Source organism: Mesorhizobium sp. M0816, from assembly GCF_040320005.1.
GTDB lineage: Bacteria > Pseudomonadota > Alphaproteobacteria > Rhizobiales > Rhizobiaceae > Mesorhizobium.
Genome location: NZ_JAMYOT010000003.1, coordinates 22,426 through 45,164 on the forward strand (window position 1 = coordinate 22,426; position 22,739 = coordinate 45,164).

The 22,739-nt window shown below is 63.2% G+C and carries 26 protein-coding genes and 1 pseudogene; 13 read left to right on the forward strand and 14 right to left on the reverse strand.

From position 1 onward, the window contains the following. Window positions 1–3: 3 nt before the first annotated feature. Complete coding sequence (locus tag NKI17_RS04445) at window positions 4–678, reverse strand: ArsR/SmtB family transcription factor (RefSeq protein WP_352620830.1); 675 nt, start codon at window positions 676–678, stop codon at window positions 4–6. A gap of 69 nt (window positions 679–747) precedes the next feature. On the opposite strand from NKI17_RS04445, the gene NKI17_RS04450 reads away from it, so the two are divergent. The 3 genes from NKI17_RS04450 to NKI17_RS04460 all read left to right on the forward strand — a co-directional run bounded on the left by NKI17_RS04450 (window position 748) and on the right by NKI17_RS04460 (window position 1,733). Then, window positions 748–963, forward strand: a complete 216-nt coding sequence (locus tag NKI17_RS04450) for a DUF1127 domain-containing protein (protein ID WP_023678999.1) — start codon at window positions 748–750, stop codon at window positions 961–963. 96 nt (window positions 964–1,059) lie between these two features. Continuing rightward, the gene (locus NKI17_RS04455; RefSeq protein ID WP_352575317.1) at window positions 1,060–1,392 is read left to right on the forward strand and encodes an NIPSNAP family protein; all 333 of its coding nucleotides are present in this window, start codon (window positions 1,060–1,062) and stop codon (window positions 1,390–1,392) included. After that, window positions 1,389–1,733 (forward strand): antibiotic biosynthesis monooxygenase family protein, encoded by a 345-nt coding sequence (locus NKI17_RS04460; RefSeq protein WP_352575316.1) that lies wholly within the window; start codon window positions 1,389–1,391, stop codon window positions 1,731–1,733. The genes NKI17_RS04455 and NKI17_RS04460 overlap by 4 nt, the downstream gene beginning before the upstream one ends. Window positions 1,734–1,739: 6 nt before the next feature. Here NKI17_RS04460 and mbfA read toward each other — a convergent pair whose 3' ends face one another. Then, complete coding sequence (gene mbfA / locus NKI17_RS04465; RefSeq protein WP_352451856.1) at window positions 1,740–2,723, reverse strand: iron exporter MbfA; 984 nt, start codon at window positions 2,721–2,723, stop codon at window positions 1,740–1,742. Window positions 2,724–2,904: 181 nt separating this feature from the next. On the opposite strand from mbfA, the gene NKI17_RS04470 reads away from it, so the two are divergent. The 3 genes from NKI17_RS04470 to NKI17_RS04480 all read left to right on the forward strand — a co-directional run bounded on the left by NKI17_RS04470 (window position 2,905) and on the right by NKI17_RS04480 (window position 5,151). Then, a complete protein-coding gene (locus tag NKI17_RS04470; RefSeq protein ID WP_023679003.1) occupies window positions 2,905–3,222 on the forward strand; it encodes a hypothetical protein in 318 nt (105 codons plus the stop codon). Window positions 3,223–3,427: 205 nt separating this feature from the next. Further along, window positions 3,428–4,405 carry a threonine ammonia-lyase gene (locus NKI17_RS04475; protein ID WP_352905440.1) on the forward strand — a complete coding sequence of 326 codons (978 nt, stop codon included), beginning with the start codon at window positions 3,428–3,430 and terminating at the stop codon, window positions 4,403–4,405. Window positions 4,406–4,497: 92 nt separating this feature from the next. Continuing rightward, window positions 4,498–5,151: a glutathione S-transferase family protein gene (locus NKI17_RS04480; protein WP_352905441.1), complete on the forward strand. Its 654-nt coding sequence runs from the start codon at window positions 4,498–4,500 to the stop codon at window positions 5,149–5,151. Window positions 5,152–5,187: 36 nt separating this feature from the next. On the opposite strand, the gene NKI17_RS04485 is transcribed toward NKI17_RS04480, so the two are convergent. The 4 genes from NKI17_RS04485 to NKI17_RS04500 are packed head-to-tail and all read right to left on the reverse strand — an operon-like array spanning window position 5,188 to window position 8,916. Further along, window positions 5,188–6,324, reverse strand: a complete 1,137-nt coding sequence (locus tag NKI17_RS04485; protein WP_352905539.1) for an ABC transporter permease — start codon at window positions 6,322–6,324, stop codon at window positions 5,188–5,190. A gap of 8 nt (window positions 6,325–6,332) precedes the next feature. Next, a complete protein-coding gene (locus NKI17_RS04490; protein WP_352619961.1) occupies window positions 6,333–7,253 on the reverse strand; it encodes an ABC transporter ATP-binding protein in 921 nt (306 codons plus the stop codon). After that, complete coding sequence (locus tag NKI17_RS04495; RefSeq protein ID WP_352571577.1) at window positions 7,250–8,203, reverse strand: HlyD family secretion protein; 954 nt, start codon at window positions 8,201–8,203, stop codon at window positions 7,250–7,252. The genes NKI17_RS04490 and NKI17_RS04495 overlap by 4 nt, the downstream gene beginning before the upstream one ends. After that, on the reverse strand, window positions 8,200–8,916 hold the full coding sequence (locus tag NKI17_RS04500; RefSeq protein ID WP_352571576.1) for a CerR family C-terminal domain-containing protein: 717 nt from the start codon (window positions 8,914–8,916) through the stop codon (window positions 8,200–8,202). Before NKI17_RS04500 ends, NKI17_RS04495 begins: the two co-directional genes overlap by 4 nt. 88 nt (window positions 8,917–9,004) lie before the next feature. Between NKI17_RS04500 and NKI17_RS04505 the strand changes: the two genes are divergently transcribed. Genes NKI17_RS04505 through NKI17_RS04515 form a run of 3 tightly spaced genes read left to right on the forward strand, consistent with a single transcriptional unit; the run spans window position 9,005 to window position 11,264 of the window. After that, on the forward strand, window positions 9,005–9,478 hold the full coding sequence (locus tag NKI17_RS04505; protein ID WP_023679010.1) for a CYTH domain-containing protein: 474 nt from the start codon (window positions 9,005–9,007) through the stop codon (window positions 9,476–9,478). Then, window positions 9,475–10,422, forward strand: a complete 948-nt coding sequence (locus tag NKI17_RS04510; RefSeq protein WP_352571574.1) for a CHAD domain-containing protein — start codon at window positions 9,475–9,477, stop codon at window positions 10,420–10,422. Before NKI17_RS04505 ends, NKI17_RS04510 begins: the two co-directional genes overlap by 4 nt. Before the next feature lie 41 nt (window positions 10,423–10,463). Next, window positions 10,464–11,264: a C40 family peptidase gene (locus NKI17_RS04515; RefSeq protein ID WP_352571573.1), complete on the forward strand. Its 801-nt coding sequence runs from the start codon at window positions 10,464–10,466 to the stop codon at window positions 11,262–11,264. A 126-nt stretch (window positions 11,265–11,390) separates the two neighbouring features. Here NKI17_RS04515 and NKI17_RS04520 read toward each other — a convergent pair whose 3' ends face one another. After that, on the reverse strand, window positions 11,391–12,194 hold the full coding sequence (locus NKI17_RS04520; protein WP_352905442.1) for a helix-turn-helix domain-containing protein: 804 nt from the start codon (window positions 12,192–12,194) through the stop codon (window positions 11,391–11,393). A gap of 115 nt (window positions 12,195–12,309) precedes the next feature. Here NKI17_RS04520 and NKI17_RS04525 point away from each other — a divergent pair, with 115 nt between their 5' ends. After that, a complete protein-coding gene (locus tag NKI17_RS04525; RefSeq protein ID WP_023679013.1) occupies window positions 12,310–13,170 on the forward strand; it encodes an SMP-30/gluconolactonase/LRE family protein in 861 nt (286 codons plus the stop codon). Window positions 13,171–13,206: 36 nt separating this feature from the next. Here NKI17_RS04525 and NKI17_RS04530 read toward each other — a convergent pair. The 3 genes and pseudogenes from NKI17_RS04530 to NKI17_RS04540 all read right to left on the reverse strand — a co-directional run. Continuing rightward, a pseudogene (locus NKI17_RS04530) lies at window positions 13,207–13,431 on the reverse strand (sodium-independent anion transporter); the annotation flags it as partial. A 259-nt stretch (window positions 13,432–13,690) separates the two neighbouring features. Continuing rightward, the gene (locus NKI17_RS04535; protein ID WP_023679016.1) at window positions 13,691–14,392 is read right to left on the reverse strand and encodes a phosphatase PAP2 family protein; all 702 of its coding nucleotides are present in this window, start codon (window positions 14,390–14,392) and stop codon (window positions 13,691–13,693) included. A gap of 14 nt (window positions 14,393–14,406) precedes the next feature. Next, on the reverse strand, window positions 14,407–14,745 hold the full coding sequence (locus NKI17_RS04540) for a hypothetical protein (RefSeq protein ID WP_023679017.1): 339 nt from the start codon (window positions 14,743–14,745) through the stop codon (window positions 14,407–14,409). Between the two features lie 203 nt (window positions 14,746–14,948). On the opposite strand from NKI17_RS04540, the gene NKI17_RS04545 reads away from it, so the two are divergent. After that, window positions 14,949–16,940 (forward strand): PhoX family protein, encoded by a 1,992-nt coding sequence (locus NKI17_RS04545; RefSeq protein WP_352636239.1) that lies wholly within the window; start codon window positions 14,949–14,951, stop codon window positions 16,938–16,940. Between the two features lie 101 nt (window positions 16,941–17,041). On the opposite strand, the gene NKI17_RS04550 is transcribed toward NKI17_RS04545, so the two are convergent. The 4 genes from NKI17_RS04550 to NKI17_RS04565 all read right to left on the reverse strand — a co-directional run bounded on the left by NKI17_RS04550 (window position 17,042) and on the right by NKI17_RS04565 (window position 20,074). Beyond that, entirely contained in the window at window positions 17,042–17,722 is a 681-nt protein-coding gene (locus tag NKI17_RS04550; protein WP_352575304.1) for a GNAT family N-acetyltransferase, read from the reverse strand. Beyond that, on the reverse strand, window positions 17,719–18,210 hold the full coding sequence (locus tag NKI17_RS04555) for a MarR family winged helix-turn-helix transcriptional regulator (protein WP_023679020.1): 492 nt from the start codon (window positions 18,208–18,210) through the stop codon (window positions 17,719–17,721). The genes NKI17_RS04550 and NKI17_RS04555 overlap by 4 nt, the downstream gene beginning before the upstream one ends. 161 nt (window positions 18,211–18,371) lie before the next feature. Continuing rightward, window positions 18,372–19,133, reverse strand: coding sequence for an ABC transporter permease (locus NKI17_RS04560; RefSeq protein ID WP_352451914.1), 762 nt, complete (start codon window positions 19,131–19,133; stop codon window positions 18,372–18,374). Window positions 19,134–19,147: 14 nt separating this feature from the next. Beyond that, window positions 19,148–20,074 (reverse strand): ABC transporter ATP-binding protein, encoded by a 927-nt coding sequence (locus tag NKI17_RS04565; RefSeq protein ID WP_352472842.1) that lies wholly within the window; start codon window positions 20,072–20,074, stop codon window positions 19,148–19,150. A gap of 263 nt (window positions 20,075–20,337) precedes the next feature. Between NKI17_RS04565 and NKI17_RS04570 the strand changes: the two genes are divergently transcribed. After that, on the forward strand, window positions 20,338–21,711 hold the full coding sequence (locus NKI17_RS04570; protein WP_352619970.1) for a cytochrome ubiquinol oxidase subunit I: 1,374 nt from the start codon (window positions 20,338–20,340) through the stop codon (window positions 21,709–21,711). Further along, window positions 21,708–22,712 carry a cytochrome d ubiquinol oxidase subunit II gene (locus NKI17_RS04575; protein WP_352797260.1) on the forward strand — a complete coding sequence of 335 codons (1,005 nt, stop codon included), beginning with the start codon at window positions 21,708–21,710 and terminating at the stop codon, window positions 22,710–22,712. The genes NKI17_RS04570 and NKI17_RS04575 overlap by 4 nt, the downstream gene beginning before the upstream one ends. The last annotated feature ends 27 nt before the right edge of the window (window positions 22,713–22,739 follow it).

Genomic DNA, 22,739 nt, shown 5'->3' on the forward strand with positions numbered 1-22,739 from the left:
CCGTCAGGCGAGAAACGTCGTCTCGAAGGCCTGCTTGCCTACCGGTGAAAAGATCACGGCACGGCTGTCCTTCTCGCGCCGGGCCCATTTCTCGGCGAGGATCTTGTCGAGAATGGCGGCGCCCAGCGTGCCGGCGAGGTGCGAGCGCCTCACGCTCCAGTCGAGGCAGGCGCGGCACACCGGTCGCCGCGCTTTGGTATGGATGTCGATGCCGATCGCGGCGAAATGCGAGGCGGCCGACGGCCCAAGCTGGATCACCTTGTCGTCGCGCAGGAGCGCTTGTCGAGCCACAAGACGGTCCAGCATCGCCACCGCCTGCTCGCCGGCGAGGTGGTCGTAGCAGACCCGCGCCACGCGCATGGCCGCGTCGCGAGGGCCGGGTCGCACCCTCTGCGGTCCGACCGCAGCGGCGACGCCGGTGATGGCTTCGATCATTCCCGCCACCTGCGGGCCTGCGAGGCCGTAATAGCGGTGCCGCCCCTGGCTCGCCAGTGTCAGCAGCCCGCCTTCCATCAGCTTCGACAGATGCGAGCTCGCTGTCGGAAGCGACACCCCGGCTTCGAGTGCCAGTTCGCTCGCCGTCAGTGCCGTGCCGCCCATCAGTGCGGACAACATGTTTGCCCGCGCCGGATCGCCCACCAGGCTGGCAATTCGGGCTATGTCAGGTCCTTCGCGCATAGTTCGTTCCTCATCGAAGCATCCTCGTCAGATAAAGCATTAGTCTCGATGCAAATCAAGGAGACAACGATGCCTGCAAGGACCATTCTCAGCGCCGCGCCTGCTCGCCGGCCGTTCCCGTTCATTGTCTTGCGCCGCTTGCGGCTGCGGCTCCTGAAGCGGTGGTACGACCGTCATTTGCAGCGTCTCGACCTCGCCGAGATCGACGATCATCTGCTGCGTGACCTTGGCCTGACACCTGAAGACGTCCGCCGCGAATGCGCGAAATCGTTCTGGCAGGCATGATCAGCGAGGGATTTGCCTAGCATATCGACCTTCGGAACGTTTCGATCCGGCTCGAACTGTGACCGCAAGATAACATCCACCGCCAAGGAGGCGAAAATGACCATCACCTGCTTCATCCGCTACGAGATCGATCCGTTCGGCAAGGCGGCGTTCGAGGAATATGCACGCAATTGGGGGCAGGCGATCCCGCGCTGCGGCGCCGATCTGATCGGCTATTTCGCGCCGCACGAAGGCTCGGCCAACACGGCTTATGCCGCCTACAACATCGACAGTCTTGCGGCCTACGAAGCCTACCGCGCCCGGCTCGCCGCCGATCCCGCCGGCAAGGCGAACTACGAGTTCGCCCGACGGGAAAAATTCATTCTGAAGGAGGACCGCATCTTCCTCAAGCTGGCCTCCGGGCCGCATGCTCCTTTGGTGAAGCCATGATCGCCGTCATCTTCGAGGTCGAGCCGGCGGCGGGCAAGCGCGATGCCTATCTCGGCATCGCCGCCGACCTGCGCCCACTGCTCGACGGCATCGACGGTTTCCTGTCGATCGAGCGCTTCCAGAGCCTTGCCGATCCGAACCGCATCCTGTCGCTGTCCTTCTGGCGCGACGAGGACGCGGTGAAGGCCTGGCGCAACACGCAGGAACATCGGCAGGCGCAGAAGGCCGGGCGCGGCGGTATCTTTGCGGACTATCGTTTGCGCATCGCCCATGTCGTGCGCGATTACGGCCTGACCGAACGCGCCGAGGCGCCTCAGGACAGCCAGGCGGTAAATGGTTAAGGACTGTTAGGCATTCCCGATCAGCACCCCTGCCGCAAACACCAGCGCGCCACCCAGCACCACCTGGAAGGCGGCGCGCCAGAATGGCGTCTGCATGTAGCGGTTCTGCACGAAGGCGATCGCCCACAGCTCGAAGAAAACCACCACGGCGGCGACAATGGTCGCCGTCCAAAAAAGCGGGATTAGATAGGGCAGCGCATGGCCGAGCCCGCCCAGCGTCGTCATGACGCCGACGGTCAGCCCGCGTTTTGCCGGCGAGCCGCGGCCCGATAATTTGCCGTCGTCGGAAGCCACCTCGGTGAAACCCATCGAGATGCCAGCGCCGATCGAGGCGGCAAGCCCGACCAGAAAGGTCTGGAACGTATCATGCGTGGCAAAGGCGGCGGCAAAGATCGGCGCCAGCGTCGACACCGAGCCATCCATCAGCCCGGCCAGCCCCGGTTGGACATAGGTCAGGATGAACTGGCGCTGCTCGGCTGCCGTTTCTTCGTCCTTGACCGCGCCCGGCACATGCTTTTGCTCCAGCCGCTGCGCCAGTGTCTCGTGGCCCTGTTCTGCGATGGCCAGGTCGTCGAGCAGCTTTCGCGTCGACGCATCGCCTGTGCGTTTGGCCGCCTCGATATAGAACAGGTAGGCCTGCCGCTCCATGGCCTCGGCTTGGCTGCGCACATGATCGATGCCGAGCGGCCTCACCAGCCAGTCCGGCTTGCGTTCGTAATAGCCCTTCACATGTTCGCGCCGGATCAGCGGTATGCGCTCGCCGAAACGCTTGCGGTAAAGCTCGATCAGCGAATCGCGATGGCCGTCCTCCTCCTCCGCCATCTCCTCGAACACCTTGGCCGATTGCGGAAAGCTCTCCGCCAGCCCGTCGGCATAGGCGCGATAGATGCGCCCGTCATCCTCCTCGGAGGAGATGGCGAGCGCCAGAATCTCCTGTTCCGAGAGCGATTCAAAGGGACGGCGGCCGAAGCCGAAAACGCGGGAAAGCATGAGAAATTCACCCCAGTTTAGAACAGTTCTAAACTAGGGCCTCGCACGTCGCCGGTCAATCGTGTGCGCTCCACTCATGCTCAAAAGGTACAGGCTTCAAAATCCCGAACACATCGCCGTTGCTATCGGCAAACGTTCACTTATATAACCGAATCTCAACCAAGAGAAAGGAACGCCGCAGATGCCGGAAAAACAGCAGCTGTTTGATCCCAAACCGGTTCTCGATCTTATCGCTAATATTGAGGCGGATCTGCAGCGCCTGAAAGGCCTAGTCGAGCAGCAGGTCGAAAAATTTGATCCCGCCAATCCGCACAACAAGGCTCCCGACGGCAAGTTGACCGAGGAGGGTGTCGAGTGCTGCTATCGCCTGTTCGACGAGGGCAAGTCGCGCTATTCGGTTGCCCAGCAGATGAAGATCTCCTTCGCCGCCGCCACCCACCGCTTCAACACGTGGCGCAAGATGGGCGGCCCCAAACGGCAAAAGACGCTGTTGGGGTGAGGAGCGGCAGGCTATGCCGGTCAATCGACAACGATTTGTCGACTGAAGCGGCGAATGCATGGCAGAGGGCCGAGGAGGCGGTGGGGACAGTCACGCCCCACTCTCCTGCCTCCAAGGACGAATTGTAACGGTCACATTTTTTCCTTGGTGCGCCGCCTCCCTTTCCGTGCAGCATAGGCGGTCTCATCTCTTGTAGGACCTAGCCATGACCACCCCTCCCGGCATCGCCGATATTCACAGCGCAGCAGCGCGATTGTCCGGACGGATCGTCGAAACGCCGCTGATCGAATCGCCGGAGTTGAACAATCGCTTCGGCGCCAGGATCCTGTTCAAGCCGGAGACGTTGCAGCGCACCGGCTCGTTCAAGTTCCGCGGTGCATACAACAAGCTCTCCTCGCTCTCGGCGGAAGAACGCGCCCGCGGCGTCGTCGCCTTCTCGTCGGGTAATCACGCGCAAGGCGTCGCCGCCGCGGCGGGGATGTTCGGCGTCAAGGCCGTAATCGCCATGCCTACCGACGCGCCGGCGATGAAGGTCGGCAATGTCAGGAAGATGGGCGCCGAAGTGATCACCTTCGACCGGGTCCGCGACGATCGCACTGCCGTCGTCCGTTCTTACGTGGAAAACGGCATGGTCCTGGTGCCGCCCTACGACGATCCGGCTATCATCGCCGGCCAGGGCACGGTCGGCCTCGAATTGATGCGCCAAGCAAACGCGCTTGGCGTCAGCCTCGATGCGGTGGTGGTTCCCTGCGGCGGTGGCGGCTTGAGCAGCGGCATTTCGATCGCGGTCAAGGACGCCTCGCCGGGCACCGCCGTCTGGGCCGTGGAACCCGAGCATTTCGACGACACACGCCGTTCGCTGATCAAAGGCGCCAGGGTATCGAACGCGCCCGGCCACACCTCGATCTGCGATGCCCTTCTCGTCGCCGAGCCCGGCGCGATCACTTTCGAAATCAACCGCAAGAATCTCGCCGGCGCCATCGCCGTTTCCGACAGCGCGGTGACACAGGCGATGCGCGACGCGATGGCTTGTCTGAAGCTGGTGGTCGAACCTGGCGGTTGCGTCGGCTTGGCCGCGCTGTCGTCAGGCGAAATCGACCTTGCCGGCAAATGCATTGCCGTGGTGCTCTCCGGCGGCAATGTCGATCTCAGCACCTATGCCGAGATCATTGCTGCCGGCTAGGATAGCAACCAGTTCCAGCTCATGTGCCGATTCGAGGTGCTCAAGCGTCCGTTGCACCCGGTCGAACCGGTACCCTTCAAAGACTGAGATCAATGAAACTGTTCTTCAGCCGCAATCCCAATCCTCGCCTCGCGGTCGCGGTGGCACGGTATCTCAACGCCAAGGTCGAGTTTGAATTCGCCTCTCCCTTCGCTACGGGCCAGGCCGAGCGATTTCGGCCGCTCAATCCAAATCTTTCATTGCCCATCCTTATAGGTTCGGGAAAAAGCCTCTGGGAGGCCGACGCCATAGCCTGTCGGCTTTCGCGCGATATGCATTCGGATTTCTGGCGCGCTGGCGACGACGAGCCCGAGATGATCCGATGGCTGAGTTGGGGGAAAGAGAACTTCGCAAGAGCCTGCGATGTCGTGCATTTCGAACGCGGGACCAAACAGCGCTATGGGCTCGGCCCGATAGATCAGGCGCGGGTTGAGGAGGGCCTGAGCGACTTCCGCACGGCCGCTGCCATACTTGATGCCGAGCTTTCCCAGCGAGAATGGCTGGTCGGCGCTTCGGTTTCCTATGCCGACTTTCGAATGGCGACATTTCTGCCCTTCAACGATGTCGCCCGATTGCCGCTCGATGACTATCCCTCTGTCAGTCGCTGGTATCTTCAACTCGAAGAAATCGACGCCTGGCGCGATCCCTTCGAAGGGCTCAATGCGCCTGAATTGACACCGGTCCCGGGCCAGGCCAAGTCCGTGTGAATCTCGATCATTTGGACAAGCGGATCGAGTTCGACCCTAATCCAGCGTCCGGCGGAACCGCACCAGCGCAATACCGGCGAACAGCGCCACGAACACCACCAGCCAGCCGATTTCCGTTGCCACCGCCGGCAGTTCGGCGCCCTTCAGCATCACCGCGCGGATGATGCGCAGGAAATGCGTCAGCGGCAGCACCTCGCCAAAGACCTGCGCCCAGTCCGGCATGCCGCGATAGGGGAACATGAAGCCGGACAGCATGATCGACGGCAAGAAGAAGAAGAAAGTGAGCTGCAGGGCCTGCATTTGCGTGCGGGCGATCGTCGAGATCGTGTAGCCGAGCAGCACCAGCGCCAAGACGAAGATAAGGACCGCCGTCAACAGCAGCGACATCGATCCGGTGAAGGGGATGGCAAACAGAAGCTTCGAGGCTGCCAGCACCACCAGCACCTGCACGGCGCCGACCGCCAGATAGGGCAGCACCTTGCCCAGCATGATCTCGAGCGGGCTTGACGGCATCGCCAGAAGGTTCTCCATCGTGCCGCGCTCGGTCTCGCGCGTCAGCGCGATCGAGGTCATCATCACCATCGTCATCTGCAGGATGACGCCGAGCAGGCCGGGCACGATGTTGTATTGCGAGACGGCTTCCGGATTGTAGCGCCGGTGCACCACCACCTGGAGCTGGCCCCGGGCAGCCTCGGCCGCCGTTTCCTGCATGCCGCGTGCCCTGAGCAGCGCCTGGTTGGCGACGGTGCCGAGCGTCGAGATGGCGCCGCTGGCGACGGCCGGATCGGTCGCATCCGCCTCGATCAGAATCTGCGGGCTGTCGCCGCGCTCGACCCGCCGGGCAAAATCGGCGGGAATGGTGACGACGAAGGCGACGTCGCCGCGCGCCATCAGGAATTCGGCTTCGGCGGCACTTTGCGCGACGTGGTCGAAGCGGTAATAGCCGGTGGTCTGCAGCGCCGAAACCATGGCTCGTGTGTAAGAATCGCTGCTCATCGCCACCAGCGCTGCCGGCAGGCTCTTCGGATCGTTGTTGATGGCATAGCCGAACAGCACCAGCTGCATCAACGGCACGCCGAGCATCATGGCGAAGGTGATGCGGTCGCGCCGCATCTGGATGAACTCCTTGATCAGCAGCGCGCCTAGCCTGGCGAACGAAAAGATGCTGTTTATCCCATTTTTCATCCCATGTTGTCCTTCGAACCGGACATGAACTGGATGAACACATCCTCCAGGCTGGTCTCGCCGGGCGTCACCGTAACGCCCTCGTGCTCTTTCTCGACATCGGCGAGCGCTGCCTGAAGTGCCGTCCTGTCGGAGCCGACGACATGCAGCGTCGCGCCGAACGGCGCCACCTGGTCGACGCCGGGGCGGCCATGAAGTGCGGCAGCGACCTGATCGAGCCGCGGACCTTGCAGGACGAAGGTGGTCAGCCCGGCATTCCTCACCACGTCCTCGACCGTGCCGGTGGCCAGCATCTTGCCGTAGGAGATGTAACTGATGCGATGGCAGCGCTCGGCCTCATCCATGTAATGGGTGGAGACCAGCACGGTCAGGCCGCCGCTCGCCAGCCGGTGGATCTCGTCCCAGAATTCGCGTCGCGCTTTCGGGTCGACGCCCGCCGTCGGTTCATCGAGCAGCAGCAGTTTCGGCTTGTGCATGATGCAGGCGGCCAGCGCCAGCCGCTGCTTCCAGCCGCCGGACAGGGTACCGGCCAACTGGTTCCTGCGCGATTTCAGGCCGAGCTCCTCAAGCGTCTTAGCCACGTGCTCGTCGAGCGGCTTCAGCCGGTACAGCCGTGCCACGAATTCGAGATTCTCGCCGATCGTCAGATCTTCGTAGAACGAGAATCTCTGCGTCATGTAGCCGACTTCGCGTTTGATCCGCAGGCTGTCGGTGCGGATGTCGAAGCCCAGAACCGTGCCTTCGCCCTCATCCGGCGTCAGCAAGCCGCACATGATGCGGATGGTCGTCGTCTTGCCCGAGCCGTTCGGCCCGAGGAAGCCGACGATCTCGCCCTCGGCCACAGCCATAGTCACATGATCGACGACGGTCTTGTCGCCAAAGCGTTTGACCAGGCCGTGCACGTCGATGACGTTCATTTTCCGATGTCCGCCAGATCGACGTCGACGATCTGCCCGGGCTGCAAGGCGCTGGCGTCGCCCTCCGGCCGCGCTTCGACCAGATAGACCAGCTTTTGCCGGGTCTCGAGCGAGTAGATCACCGGCGGCGTGAATTCCGGATCGGGCGACACATAGCTGACGCGTGCCTTCACGCCCGACCCGCAGCCGTCGCAATGGACGTTGAGCAGCGTGCCGACGTCGACCGAGGAGAACGCGCTTTCCGGCACATAGACGCTGAGCTTCACCGCGCCGTCCGGCAGTATCGAGATAACCGGTGCCGTCGGCCCGGCCGTATCGCCGGGATTGCGGATCACGTCGTTGACCCGGCCGGGCGAAGGCGCCGTCAGCACGCGCTTCGACAGCCGCCATTGCGCTTGCTCCAGCGCCGATTGCGCCTGCCTGACCTGATTGTCGGCGGCCTTGATAGTCTCGGGCCGTGCCGGCAGGCCGCCGACCGCGAGATTGGCCTCCGCCTGGCCGACCTGCGCGTTGGCCGTCTCCAGCGTCGCGGAAGCCGTGTCGTAGTCGGCCTGTGTGCCGGTGCCGCGTTTGAACAGATCGCTGGCGCGGATGTAACGGCGTTTGGCGTCGGCGGCTTGCGCCTTGGCCATGTCGACCTGCGCCTTGAGCACCGCAATCTCTTCCGGCCGCTTGCCGACCTGTAGGTCGGCAAGTTGCGCCTGGGCCTGCGCAAGGGCCGCCTCGGCTTGTGCGATGGCGATCTTGGCGTCGGCGTTTTCCAGCGTCACCACCGGCGTGCCGGGCGCGACGCGGTCGCCGCGCTTGACCGCAATCGTCTCGACCTGCGCCACCTCGATCGGCGCGAGCAGGACGTAGTCGCCCTCGACGTAGCCGACGGCGAGCGGTGCTGCCGGCGCGCAGGCGCTGAAAAGCTGGGCGGCAAACGGCAAAGAACAGAGCAGGCTCATGATCCACGATCCTTCCGGACAGCCAAATCGCGCCGAGCTAAAATCGCGCTGAGATTGTCGGTTATTGTTGCCGCGATCTTGCCGGCCTCGTCGTCGCCGATCTCGCGCCAGCCCATCCGGCGCATAACTGCCTCGCGGCCGATGCGGAAATAGACGACCTGGCCGATCAGCGTAAATACGGTGAGTTTAGTGCGCTCGCTCTCGGCCGGCTCGCCCGTGGCCTGTTCCCAGATCAGGCAGAGTCGGTGATGCGCCGGTTCGAACACGCCATCATAGATACGGTCGAGCGCGGCGGTTGGATGCGACAGCTCACGCAGGACGAACTGTACAATCTCGCCGGCTTCCGGCCTTGCCGCGATGAAGGCGACCATCCGCTCCAGTGCGACGGCCAAATGTGCCCGCGCGGCCTCGGTGTCCGCCAATGCCGCGGCCGGCGCTTGCAGATTGCCGATCGCCTGGCCGGCAACGGTCTGGATGGTGTCGACGATGTAGTCGGCCGCGGCGTTGCGGAGCCCTTCCTTGCCGCCGAAATGATAGGCGATCGAGCCGATATTGGCCTTGGCCTCAGCCGCGATCTGGCGCGTTGACGTGCCGTCGAAACCCTGGCGTCCGAACAGCTTCAGCGCCGCGCGCACGAGTGCCGTCCGCGTCATATCCGCGGCGGTCTTGGGCGCCTCATGAGGAAGGCCGCTGGCGCTGGGCGATTTGATCATGGCCAACAATTTAATCAATCGAATGATTAAAGTCAAGTGCGGTCAAGCGGCTTGCCAACTCTGGCCGTGCGCGCTTTAGTGCCTGGCCATGGGCAAGGAAATCGAGCGTAAGTTCCTGGTCTCAGGTGAGGAATGGCGGGCAATGGTCGAGGCGGACATTCATATCCGTCAATTCTATCTAGTCGCCGAACCCAGCCGCACGGTGCGTGTGCGCATCAGCAACGATGCGGCCGCCAAGCTGACGCTCAAGTTCGGCAGCCAGGCACGCGAGCGCGATGAATTCGAATATCCGGTACCTTTGGCGGAGGCGCAGGAGATGCAGGCCTTTGCCATCGGACATGTCATCGAGAAGACACGCCACCATGTTAGACACCGCGGCTATCGCTACGAAGTCGATGTCTTCGGCGGGACGCTTGCGGGGTTGGTGATCGCCGAGCTCGAGACGCCGGATGATGTACAGGACGAAATGCTGCCACATTGGCTCGGCCGTGAAGTCACCGGCGAGCCAAGATTTTACAACGCGTCGCTCGCCCTTGGGGGGATTCCGGAGATCGTCGCATGAGCTTTCGTATCGATCCGCGCATGTCGCTGACCGGAGAGGTCAGGCGCATCTTCGCCGAGGAGATCGGCAAGGCGCTTGTCCATCTGGACGCCGCGCGTGACAGGCCCGAACAGGGGCTGCACAAATGCCGCAAACGGCTGAAGAACGTCCGCGCCTTGCTGCGCCTTGTCCGTTCCGGAGATGAAACATTCTGCGTGACGGAGAATCAGTGCTACCGCCAGGTGGCGGCCCTGCTTGCCGGCCCGCGCGAGGCGACCGCACTGGTGGAAACAATCGACCGGCTGGCGGCAAGCTTTCCCGAGCAAAGTGCCGGCGATGGCCTCGGTGCCGTGCGTGACAGGCTCGTCGCGCGCCAGCATGAACTGCATGGCGGAGCAGGCCTCGATGCTGCGATAGGCGCGGCGATTTCCGCTTGCGAGGAAGGTGTCGCCCGGATCGACAAGCTCGCTCTGCCCGACCAGCCGGAGCAGGCTGCCGACGTGCTCGCCGAAGGCGCGCGCACCACTTTGCGCCGCGCCAGGAAAGCGCTGGACAAGGCGGCTTCGCGCGGCGAAGCCGATGACTTTCACGATCTGCGCAAGGCGGCCAAGACGCATGGCATGCACCTGTCGCTGCTTGGCAGGCTGTGGCCGACGCCGATCAAGACGCGGCGCAAGGCCGTCGACGAATTGGGCGAGCGGCTTGGCGAGCTCCACGATGTGTTCGTCATGCGCGCGCTTATAGATGCCGAGGACCAACCGCTCGGCCCCCCTGAGGAGACGCGGTTGCTTGCCAAGCTGCTGAAGCGCTCGGAAAAGGGCCTGAAAAAGACCTGCCTCGCCGAGGCGGCCGAGCTTTTCGGCGACAGTCCGAAGCGCTCGACGAGGAAGCTCGCCCGCAAGGTGCGCGAAGATCTCACAGCGGCACCGCAGCACGAAGACGCCGGCGCGCCTGGCGTGGGCTGATCATGGTCTAATTTGCCGCCCTGTGGTAATCGCCGTCTGGCATGACCGAGCCCGGCGACACGCTTCTGGACCGACTTGGCCGCTGGCTTGCCGGCCGGCTGCAGGAGGAATCGTCCGGCTACGAGCCTTACACGCCGTCGGACGCTGAAACGCTGCGCCGCACGCTCGAGCCCGGCGACATCCTGCTCATCGAAGGCAACCAGAAGATCTCGGCGGCGATCAAATACCTCACCCAGTCGACCTGGTCGCATGCCGCCTTCTATGTCGGCGATGCATTGCCGGAACCCGAGGACGGCTCGGAGCGGCGGCGCCTGATCGAGGTCACGCTTGGCGATGGCTGCACCGCCGTGCCGCTGTCGCGCTACCGCAGCTATAACACCCGCATCTGCCGGGCGAGCGGCCTGGCTCCCGAAGACCGCGACACGGTCGTCGCCTTCATGATCGGCAGGCTCGGTCTCAGATACGATCTCAAGAACATATTCGACATGCTGCGCTACTTCTTGCCGACGCCGCCGGTGCCGGTGCGTTGGCGCCGCCGCATGCTGGCTTTCGGTTCCGGCGACCCGACGCGCGCCATCTGCTCGTCGCTGATCGCCGAGGCATACGGCCGGATCCGCTACCCGATCCTGCCCGAGATTACCCGGGCGCCCGGCCGTGCTTCGGCCCAGTCGAGCTATTCGCGCAAGGAAATCCTGCACATCCGCCACCACTCGCTCTACACGCCGCGCGACTTTGACCTGTCGCCCTATTTCCGCATCGTCAAGCCGACGCTGGAATACGGCTTCGACTACCGGCAGATGGTCTGGGATGACAAGGTGGCGGCGAACAAGACCGCGGAATAGCCGCTCGATCTTGTGGTTGAGCAAGGGACGCTCTGAGAACCGGTTTGCGGCCGATACTCAGGGGTGAGAAGCTCAGTCAGACTGGCTGCCGCCAACAGCCAGGACTCGGTCGTTCTGCATTTTGACCTAGGCCGGCAGACGTCGTCCGTTTGCGGCAGCCGCAACTCGATCGTCCGTCCGTGCGCCTGCGTCGCGCGGATGCGGCCCGATCGGCATGATCACCGGGAACGGCGTTGCGCCGAACGCGAACGTCCATTTGTAACCGACCAGCCCGTCTTCGGGCGTCGTGTGCTGGTCGTGATGGGCAAGCAATTTGGCGCGCTCCGCCAATTCCTCAGCCTCGCGCTTGATCATTTCCGCCGTTTCCGGCCGCATCCGCCTGGAGAAGCTGACGAACGTCGCCTCGCGCTCAAGATGGGTAATGGCCCAGCCGATGAAATTCTTGTTGGTCATCTCGAACAGCGGCCGCAATGGCCCGTCGAAATTCCACTGGATCGGCGCCTCGACCAGCAGCCTTGCCGACAGGCCGCGACCGAGCGCGACCAGGCCGAGTTCCTCGAGGTCGCGCAGATAGAGGAACATCGAAGCCTCGCTCAGCCCTTGTGAGCGCATGATGCCTTCGGGCGTGAATTTCTCGGAAAGCATGACAAAGACGAACAGCAGTGCCGGCCGCCCGGCGAGCTTGCGCTCGATCTCCGGCGCGATCTGGTTGGCGGGTCCTGGTCCTCTGTTCATAGAGCCGAGCACGTTCTCCAACTCTACGCCGGCGGCAGTGCAGATCTCCATCAGCCGGTCGAGCTTGCAGTTGCGCTCGTGGAAGATGCGCTTCACCGTCGGCTCGGAAACACCCATCCGCTCGGCAAGGACGCGATAGGTGATGCCCTTTGCCTTAAGCGTCCGCTTCAGCGCTTCGAAGATCAGGCCGTTCATGGGATGCACCTCTTTTGCACGATTTGGTATCAGCCTTCGGTACTAGTCCTGATAGATCTTCCCGAAAAGTATCGAAAGGCCTAGCTCTCCGCCAGTCCATTACAGGAGACTAGCCATGAAGAGCCTCTTCACCTCGATACTTCTCGCCCTGGTCGGCATCGCGGCCGCGCCAGCAGTTCAGGCCGCTGAACTCTGGCGCACCGGCGGCCTCGAGCAGCCTGAATCGGCGCTGTTCGACGCCGCCGGCCAGCGCGTTATCGTCTCGAACATCGTCGGCAATCCCGGCGAAGCCGACGGCAACGGCTATCTGTCGATCCTGTCGATGGACGGCAAGCTAGTCACGCAACACTGGACCGACGGCATGGACGCGCCCAAGGGCATGGCGATTGTCGGCGGCAAACTCTACGTCGCCGACCTCACCCATGTGCGCGTCGTCGATCTCGCAAGCGGCAAGCTAACATCGACGATCGACGTGCCGAACGCGGTCTTCCTCAACGACGTGACCGCCGACGCGTCCGGCAAGATCTACGTCACGGATATGCTTGCCGATACGATCTATCGCATCGACGGCGACCGGCCCGAACTGTTCGTCAGGGATGCGGCGCTTGCTTCGCCGAATGGCATCTTCGCCGATGGCGGCCGGCTGATCGTCGCTTCCTGGGGCAAGGGCATCAAGCCCGACTTCAGCACCGCGGAGCCGGGCGGCCTGCTCTCGGTCGATCTTGCTACCAAGGCCGTTTCGCCACTGCCCGGCGCGGAAAAGTTTGCCAACCTCGATGGCGTCGTTGCCATCGGCGGCAGCATCTACGCCACCGCGTATATGACCGGCACGCTCTACCGCTACAAAGCCGGCGGCACGCCGCAAGCGGTTGCGACGTTCAAACCGGGCAGCGCCGACATCGGCACCGACGGCAAGTCGACAATCTTCGTGCCGCTGATGAACGACGGCGAGATCGCGGCATTGGGCCTCGACTAAGCCAGCCATCGGCTCAGGCGGCGGGCGCGGCTTTCTTCAGCTGCGCCCGCGATCCTTGATCGAGGCGGCATAAGTCACCAGCGGCCGCTTGACGCCGTGGTTGATCAGCATGCGGCGTATCTGCGGCGAAGCGCCTGATATAATGAAGCGAACGCCGGCGCGGCTCGCCTTGTGGGCCGCACCCTCGATGACATTGGCCGCCGTTGAATCGAAGAACGGCACCGCCGAACAGTCGAGGATGAAGTTCCTGCGCTGGCGCGGTCGGCGACGTCTTCCTGCACCAAGGATTGATGGTCTGCCTCCAAACATGCAGCACTCTTTGCCAGCCGATGCGCTGTCATGCTACAAACCTCGGCATCGTTTGGCGGGACATCCACTGCGATCCCGATTTCACAGGCACGACTTCAAAAGGATGAGCGGGTGAAGATATTCAAAGCGTTGGCGACCTCGACAGCCTTGCTGTCGATGGTTTTCCTGCTGGCAGGCTGCGGTCATGGCCTGATCAACAGGCTGATTTGAGTCAGGTGCCGTCGGCCCGCCCAAGCCATCGCTGCAGGAACCGTGCCGCAAGCCAGCACAGCATCGCCCAGGCAAAGCCGGCGCACCAGCCGGCCAATACGTCGGACGGCCAGTGGACGCCGAGATAGATGCGGCTGATGCCGACCACCACCGTCGTCAGCACCGCCAGCCCGAGTACATAGATCTTCGTTGTCCGCCCGGGCAAAAACCGCGCCGCCATGCTGCCCAGCGTCAAATATGTCACCGCCGACAGCATGGCGTGGCCGCTCGGAAACGAAAGCGATGCCACATCGGCGAGATGCGAGACCAGATCAGGGCGCGGCCGGTCGATGTCGAATTTCAGCACGCTTGACAGGAGCTGGCCGCCCGCTACCGCGACGAACATGAGAAGCGCCGCGCCTGGCCTGCGGATAAGGAGCAGGTAGACGATCATTGCTGCCGTGATCACCACCAGTACGCTGGCGCTGCCGAGGCTGGTGATGTCGCGCATCGCCCCTTCCAGCCACGCCGGTCCGATCGGATTGTCGGGCTGCCCGGCCTTGCGGAAGGCAAGCAGGATTTCGGTGTCGAAGGCATGCGGCGTGGTGGCCCGCGCCAGCTCCATCAGCTCCTCGAACCCCCACAGCCCGCCGGCAATGACCAGCCCGGCCAGCAGAACCGGGAACTCCAGCCAGTTGCGCAGTCTGCTTGCAATCTTCTTCATCGGCCCGATCGCAGTTACAGCCTTTGCAGATAGGGCCCGAGCGTGATCAGCGCCACAGCTGCGATGGCAAGCACGATGCCGGTTGCCTGTAAGGCATTGACGCGCTCGCCGAAGAAGACCAGCGCCACCACATTCACCGACACCAGCTGGATCACCGCCGACAGGCTGAACGACACCGACATGCCGAATTCACGGATCAGCCTCAGCATGATCAGATTGCCCAGCGAATAGAGCGCCAACGTCAGCACAATCTTGCCGAGGCTCGGCGCCAGCCCCCACTGTTTTGCGGCCATCGCCGCCAGCAGGAAGATTACCGTCGAAACGCAGAGCTGCCCAAGTCCCCAGAAACTCACTTTTGTTCTCTCCCGATGTGTCCCTACGCGCCTGCCGCAGCTCTTGTTTCCGAAGCGCCGGTCGCGGTCAAGCGGGCCCGATGTTGGACACGAAATCGCAGATGGTAATTAGCCGGCATGTCATCAAACTGTGACCTGCCGGCGATACCGGATTGGCCAGGCAACACGCTCCAGCAATCCATCCAGCCAGAGGCAGGCCCACTATGACCGAACATCGCTCCCCTGACGCCCATTTCCGCACCAGCGTGCTCGAGGAAAATGATGGGCCAGGAGCCAATCCCACCAACAACCGCACCATGGGTGAGATCATCGCCGCGCGGTTCTCGCGCCGGGGCTTCCTCAAGGGCTCGCTTGCCGTCTCGGCCATAGCCGCTACCGTCAGCCCGCTGGCGCTGATCACCGCCGACAATGCCCGCGCCGCCGAAGGCTCCGCCTTCGCTTTTGACGAGCTCGAGGCCGGCATCGACGACAAGCATCACGTCGCACCCGGCTATGACGCCGATGTACTGCTGCGCTGGGGCGATCCGCTGTTCGCCGATTCGCCGGAATTCGATCCGACAAAACAGTCGGCGGAAGCCCAGGCCAGACAATTCGGCTACAACAACGACTATGTCGGCTATATCCCGATCGACGGCTCGGCCGAGCACGGCCTGCTGGTGGTCAACCACGAATACACCAATCCGCACCTGATGTTTCCGGGCCTCGTCACCATCGTCGACGGCAAGGCCAAGCAGGCGCCCCTCAGCAAGGAACAAGTCGACGTCGAGATGACGGCGCATGGCGGCACTATCGTCGAGATACGCAAGGTATCAGGCAAATGGCAGGTCGTTCGCGACGGCAAGCTCAACCGCCGCATCACCTCCAACACCGAGATCGCGCTCTCCGGCCCGGTCGCCGGCCACGACCGCGTCAAGACCAGCGCCGATCCGACCGGCACGAAGATCATCGGCACCATCAACAATTGCGCCGGCGGCGTCACGCCATGGGGCACCTATGTCATGGCCGAGGAGAACATCCACGGCTATTTCTCGGGCGAGCTGCCGCAGGGGCATAAGGAAGCCGCCAATTACAAGCGCCTCGGCATTCCCGAAGGTGCCTATGAATGGGCAGCGCATTACGACCGTTTCGACATCGGCAAGGAGCCGAACGAGCCGAACCGCTTCGGCTGGATCGTCGAGGTCGACGTCCAGGATCCGACTTCGGCGCCGAGGAAGCGCACCGCGATGGGGCGCTTCAAGCATGAGGGCGCCGAATCAATCGTCGCCAAGGATGGCCGTGTCGTCTTCTATCTCGGCGACGACGAGCGCTTCGACTATGTCTATAAGTTCGTCACCACAGGCAAGTTCGATCCGGACGACCGCGCCGCCAACATGGATTTGCTCGACGACGGCACCTTGCATGTCGCCAAGTTTGCCGACGACGGTTCGGTCGAGTGGCTGCCGATCGTCTTCGGCCAAGGGCCGCTGACGGCGGAGAACGGCTTTGCCAGCCAGGCCGACGTGCTGATCGAGACGCGCCGCGCCGCCGACCTGCTCGGCGCCACCAAGATGGACCGTCCGGAAGACATCCAGCCCAATGCCACCAACGGCAGGGTCTATGTCATGCTGACCAACAATTCGAAGCGCAAGGCCGACCAGGTCGACGCCGCCAACCCGCGTGCCGAAAATGCCTTTGGCCACATCATCGAGATCGTCGAGGACGGCGGTGATTTCACCGCGACAAAGGGCAGGTGGGAAATCCTGCTGAAATGCGGCGATCCCGCTGTGGCCGACGTCGGCGCCACCTTCTCGACCGCAACCACCGCCAATGGCTGGTTCGGCATGCCGGATAATTGCGCGGTCGATTCGGCCGGCCGCCTCTGGGTCGCCACCGACGGCCAAGGCCCGAAAGCCACCGGCCGCACCGATGGTCTGTGGGCTGTCGATACGGAGGGGACGGCACGGGCGACATCAAAGCTGTTCTTCCGCGTGCCGATCGGCGCCGAAATGTGCGGTCCCCTGTTTGCGCCGGACGACCAGACCGCCTTCGTTGCCGTCCAGCATCCGGGCGACGGCGGCGAGGACTGGGAGGCTTTCGGCCGTCCGTCCTACTATGAGGATTTGTCGACGCGCTGGCCCGACTTCAAGCCGGACATGCCGGTGCGCCCGGCGGTCGTTGCCATCACCAGGCAAGGCGGCGGCAAGATCGCGGTCTGACACGCAGCAAGGTCTTGCAGTCTCAAGGAAGGATTTCGGCCATACGAAATCCTTCCTTCCGATACGGGATGCATCCATGCTGCGCATCAGGCGCCGACTAATCATTCGCTGCGCTGAGCCACGGCGACATTCATTGTGCTTCGCAACCTGAAGCCGATGGACTCGTATAACGCTATGGCCGCGGCGTTGCTGGCATAGGCGTGGAGATAGGGAACTTCGCCGCGCGCCACTATCCGGTTTGCCACGAATAGGGACAGCAGCTTGCCCAGGCCACCGCCGCGAAATTCCGGATGTGAGCACACCCCGCTGAGTTCGGTATAGCCAGGTTGCTTCATGCGCTCGCCGGCCATTGCCGCAAGCCTGCCCTCGATTTTCACACCCCAAAAATCGCCCAGGCTCAAGGCTTCGAGCGTGAATGGGCCAGGCTTGGTGAGCAATGCCAGGGCGAGCATCTCAGCAGCATCGTCTCGGGTCAGACGATGCACGCGCGGGTCGGAGACGATCTGCAATGGCTGCTCGGCGATCATCTGAACCCCGGCTGCGGTCGAAGTCGCGGAAAGCCCGGTGGGCAGAGCAATCGCGTCCGCTTGAAGCAGGATCACACTCTCGCCCGGGGAGACAAGCTTTTCGAGCGCCCGCAGGCTTTCCGGGTCGTCCGCGCCAGTGGCGGCGAAAGGGACGATCGACGGCCGATATCGCATGGCGAGGTTGTCACCCTCCGCGAAGGCCCGATGTCGCGTCTGAAGCGCGCTCCAGATAGGGCGGTCGAGCAGATGTCTCATTGCGCGGCACCCTCAGGCTTATTTACACGACGGTCGAGAGGGGCAGCGGCGAGGCCGTCCTCGATGGCAGCCAGCTGCTCAAGAAGTGGCCCCGAAAAACCTGCGCACAAATCCGCGACCACGTTCTCGATGCAAGGCCAGACGTCGCGCTTTGCGACATCGACCAGCCGCCGGCCGTCCCGAGTAAGCGAGACGATCCTGCGCCGCTGGTCATCGGTCGACGGACTGACCTCGAGCAGTCCCAATCCGGCCAGAAGCGAGACGCTTCGCGTTACGCCTGGCTGCGCGATGCCAAGGGATTGCGCCAGTTCCCCGACCGACAGCGGACCCAGTCTGTCGAGCGCGGCCAGCAGCGGGTATTGGCTCGCCTGAACCGGGACATCCAGCCTGTCGAGCAGGCGCTGCGCCTCCGCTTGCAGTTGCTCGCCTATACGCTTCAGCCTGCTGCCCAGGCACAGGAAGCCAAGCGATCGTATGACGTCTTCCATAGGTCAATTCATCCCATGAACATCGATAACATGATATATAACAATGCATGAAAAGCAAGATCGAGGCATTCAAGCGCGGGTTCCAGGCATCGGGCGTATGTCGCCTTCGGCAAGGAAAGGTCGATCGATAAGGCTGCTTCGCCTGGACGAGGCCCGTTCGATCAGTTGCGCAGCCGGTAGCCGGTCCTGAAGATCCAGGCGACGATCGCTATGCAGATGAGCAGGAAGACCACCGTCATGCCGAGGCTGACGCCGACCGAAACGTCGGACTTGCCGTAGAAGCTCCAGCGGAACCCACTGACCAGGTAGACCACCGGGTTGAACAGCGTCACCGTGCGCCAGATGCCGGGCAGCATGTTGATCGAATAGAAGCTGCCGCCGAGGAAGGTCAGCGGCGTGATGATCAGCAGCGGCACCAGCTGCAGCTGCTCGAAGCTCTTCGCCCAGATGCCGATGATAAAGCCGAACAGGCTGAAGGTCACCGCCGTCAGCACCAGGAAGGCGAGCATCCAGAACGGATGCTCGATCGTCAGCGGCACGAACAGCGAGGCCGTCGCCAGGATGATCAGGCCAAGCACGATCGACTTTGTCGCCGCGCCCCCGACATAGGCGATGACGATCTCCAGATAGGACACCGGCGCGGACAGCAATTCGTAGATCGAGCCGACGAATTTCGGAAAATAGATGGCGAAGGAGGCGTTGGAGATCGATTGCGTCAGCAGCGACAGCATGATCAGCCCCGGTACGATGAAGGCGCCGTAGCTGATGCCGTCGATCTCGGTGATGCGCGAGCCGATGGCCGAACCGAAGACGACGAAATAGAGCGACGTCGAAATGACCGGCGAAACGATGCTCTGCAGCACAGTGCGAAGGGCGCGCGCCATCTCCACCCGATAGATCGCCCATACCGCATGAAGATTCATGGCCGCGCGCGGGTTCATGCCGGTTTCCTCACCAGATTGACGAAGATCTCCTCGAGCGAGCTGTTTTCCGTATCGATGTCGCGGAACTGGATGCCGGCCGCCTCGAGCTCGCGGATCAGCGAGGCGACGCCCGGCCGTTCGCTCTGGTTGTCATAAGTATAGGTCAGCTGTCCGCCATCCGGCGAAAGCTCCAGCGCGTAGTGCGAAAAAGCATCGGGAACGGTGGCCAGGGGACTGCGCAGTTCCAGCACAAGCCGTTTGCGGCCAAGCTTGCGCATCAGCTCGGCCTTGTCCTCCACCAGCACGATCTCGCCGCGGTTGATGACGCCGACGCGGTCGGCCATCGCCTCGGCTTCTTCGATGTAATGCGTGGTCAGGATGATGGTGACGCCGTCTTCGCGCAGCCGGCGCACCATCGCCCACATGTCCTGGCGCAGCTCGACATCGACGCCTGCCGTCGGTTCGTCGAGGAACAGGATGCGCGGCTCGTGCGACAGCGCCTTGGCAATCATCAGCCGGCGCTTCATGCCGCCGGACAGCGTGATCGCCTTGGCGTCCTTCTTGTCCCAGAGCGACAGGTCGCGCAGCACCTTTTCGACGAACGCCTTGTCCGCCGGCTTGCCGAACAGGCCGCGGCTGTAGTTGACCGTCGCCCACACGCTCTCGAAGGCGTCGATGGTCAGTTCCTGCGGCACCAGCCCGATCAGACTGCGCGCGGCGCGGTAGTCGCGGTTGATGTCATGGCCGTCGACGGTGACGGAACCCGACGAGCGGTTGACGATGCCGCAGACGATCGAGATCAGCGTTGTCTTGCCGGCGCCATTCGGCCCGAGCAGCGCAAAGATCTCGCCGCGCACGATGTCGAGATTGATCTCCTTCAGCGCCTTGAAGCCGGTGGCGTAGGTCTTGGTGACCCCGGAAATCGAGATGATCGGCTGCATGGCTGAAAACGACTGCTTGAAACAGAGTTGTTGATTTAATCCGCTGAATGTCGGTTCGCAAATCCGGATGTCAATGGCGCTCCTGACAGTTCTGGACCATCGAGGTTCGCCGGAATAGGCAACACCTGCCCGGTCGTCCAGCCAAATTCCACGCAAAAGCAGATTAACCGCACTGCGGCGTTCCGCCTCGCGGCGGGACGCCGCTTTGACCGTCCGGTGCATCAAGCCTATCCTTCAACAAACAAGCAGCAGCCGGAGCCGCCATGGACCCGCTCATTCTGTCGCGCATACAGTTCGGCGCGAACATCTCGTTCCACATCCTGTTCCCGGCGATCACCATCGCGCTCGGCTGGGTGCTGCTGTTCTTCAAGCTCCGCTACAACGCGACAAACGATTCCGCCTGGATGCGCGCTTATTTCACCTGGGTTAAGGTATTCGCGCTGTCCTTCGCCATGGGCGTGGTTTCCGGCGTCACCATGAGTTTTCAGTTCGGCACCAACTGGCCGGGCTATATGGAGACGGTCGGCAACATCGCCGGCCCGCTGCTGGCCTACGAGATCCTGACCGCCTTCTTCCTCGAGGCGGCGTTCCTCGGCATCATGCTGTTCGGCTTCCGCCGTGTCTCGAACCGCGTCCATACACTGGCGACGGTGCTGGTGGCCGGCGGCACCACCTTGTCCGCCTTCTGGATCATCGCACTCAATTCGTGGATGCAGACGCCGGCCGGCTTCGAAATGCGCGATGGTGTTGCGCACGCCACCGACTGGTGGGCCGTTGTCTTCAATCCGTCCATGCCCTACCGGCTCGTCCATATGCTGCTTGCTTCGGGCCTGACCGTCTCGTTCCTGGTCGCCGGCCTGTCGGCGCTGCGCTATCTCTACGGCGATCGCTCGGAATCGATGTGGAAGGCGCTGCGCACCGGCGTCTTCACCGCCGCGATCCTGATCCCGATCCAGATCTTTGCCGGCGACCAGCACGGCCTCAACACGCTGGAACATCAGCCGCAGAAGATCGCCGCCATGGAGGCCAACTGGAACACCGGTCCCAACGTGCCGCTGGTGCTGTTTGCGCTTCCCGATGAAGCGGCCAAGGAGAACAGGTTCGAGCTCACCATTCCCGATGGCGCCAGCCTCATCCTCAGGCACAGCGCCGGCGGCATCGTACCGGGGCTGAACGATTATGCCGGCAACCATCCGCCGGTATTTCCGGTGTTCTGGGGCTTTCGCATCATGGTCGGCACCGGCCTCCTGATGCTCGCCGTCTCCTGGTCGGCGGCCTTCTTCCTCAAGCGCCGCCACGGCCTGCCCAAGCCGCTGGCGCTTGTCATGGTGCCGATGGCGCTGTCCGGCTGGCTGGCGACGCTGGCCGGCTGGTACACCACCGAGATCGGCCGCCAGCCCTGGCTGGTCACCGGCGTGCTGCGTACCGCCGATGCCGTCGGCCCCGTCGCCGGCAGCCATGTCGCGCTGTCGCTCGCGGTCTATCTCATCCTCTACGTGCTGCTCTTGATCGCCTATCTCGGCGTGTTGGTGCATCTGGCATTGAAGGCGGCGAAGGATGGTGACACCTCGCCGCTGCCGGGCGTCATGAACAGGCCGCTGTCGCAGCCGGTTGCGCAACCGGGAGAAACATCATGAGCTTCGACTGGCCGACCCTGCTGCCTCTGATCTTCGCCGGGCTGATGGGCCTCGCTATCCTGATCTACGTCATCCTCGACGGCTTCGATCTCGGCATCGGCATCCTGTTCGCCGCAGCCGAAGACACCGAACAGGATACGATGATCGCCGCCATCGGCCCGTTCTGGGACGCTAACGAGACCTGGCTGGTGCTGGCGGTCGGCTTGCTGCTGGTCGCCTTTCCATTGGCGCACGGCACCATTCTGACGGCGCTCTACATTCCGGTCTTCGTGCTGCTGGTCGGCTTGATCCTGCGCGGCGTCGCGTTCGATTTCCGCGCCAAGGTGCCGGCCGGCAGGAAGCACCGCTGGAACCGCATCTTCTTCCTCGGCTCGGTCATCGCTTCGCTGGCGCAAGGTTATATGCTCGGCGTCTATGTGCTCGGCCTCGACGTTGGCCCTGGCGGCGTCGCTTTCGGCGCGCTGGTGGCGCTCTGCCTTGCCGCGGCCTACGCGGCGATGGGAGCGGCCTGGGTCATCTACAAGACGGAAGGCGATCTGCAGAAGAAGGCGGTGCTGTGGCTGCGCACGGCGTTGGTGCTGACCGCGCTCGGCATGGTCGCGGTATCGCTGGCCACGCCCTTTGCCAGCGCGCGCATCTTCGACAAATGGTTCGTCTGGCCGGCCATGTTCTATTTGTCGCCACTGCCGATCCTGTCGGCAGTGCTGTTCCTGTGGCTGTGGCGCCAGACCTTCCATCTGCCGAAACCCGGCGACCGCCACGCGCTGCTCCCGTTCCTGACATTGGCCGCGATCTTCACGCTCGGCTTTGCCGGCCTCGCCTGGTCGTTCTACCCCTTCGTGGTGCCCGACCGGCTGACCATCTGGCAGGCTGCTTCGGCACCCGAAAGCCTGGCCGTCATCCTGGTCGGGACGGTCGTCGTGCTGCCGATCATCATCTTCTATTCGTTCTTTGCCTACCGGGTGTTCGCCGGCAAGGCGACGGATCTGACCTATGACTGACCGGCATCGCCGTCGCAGCCTGAAACA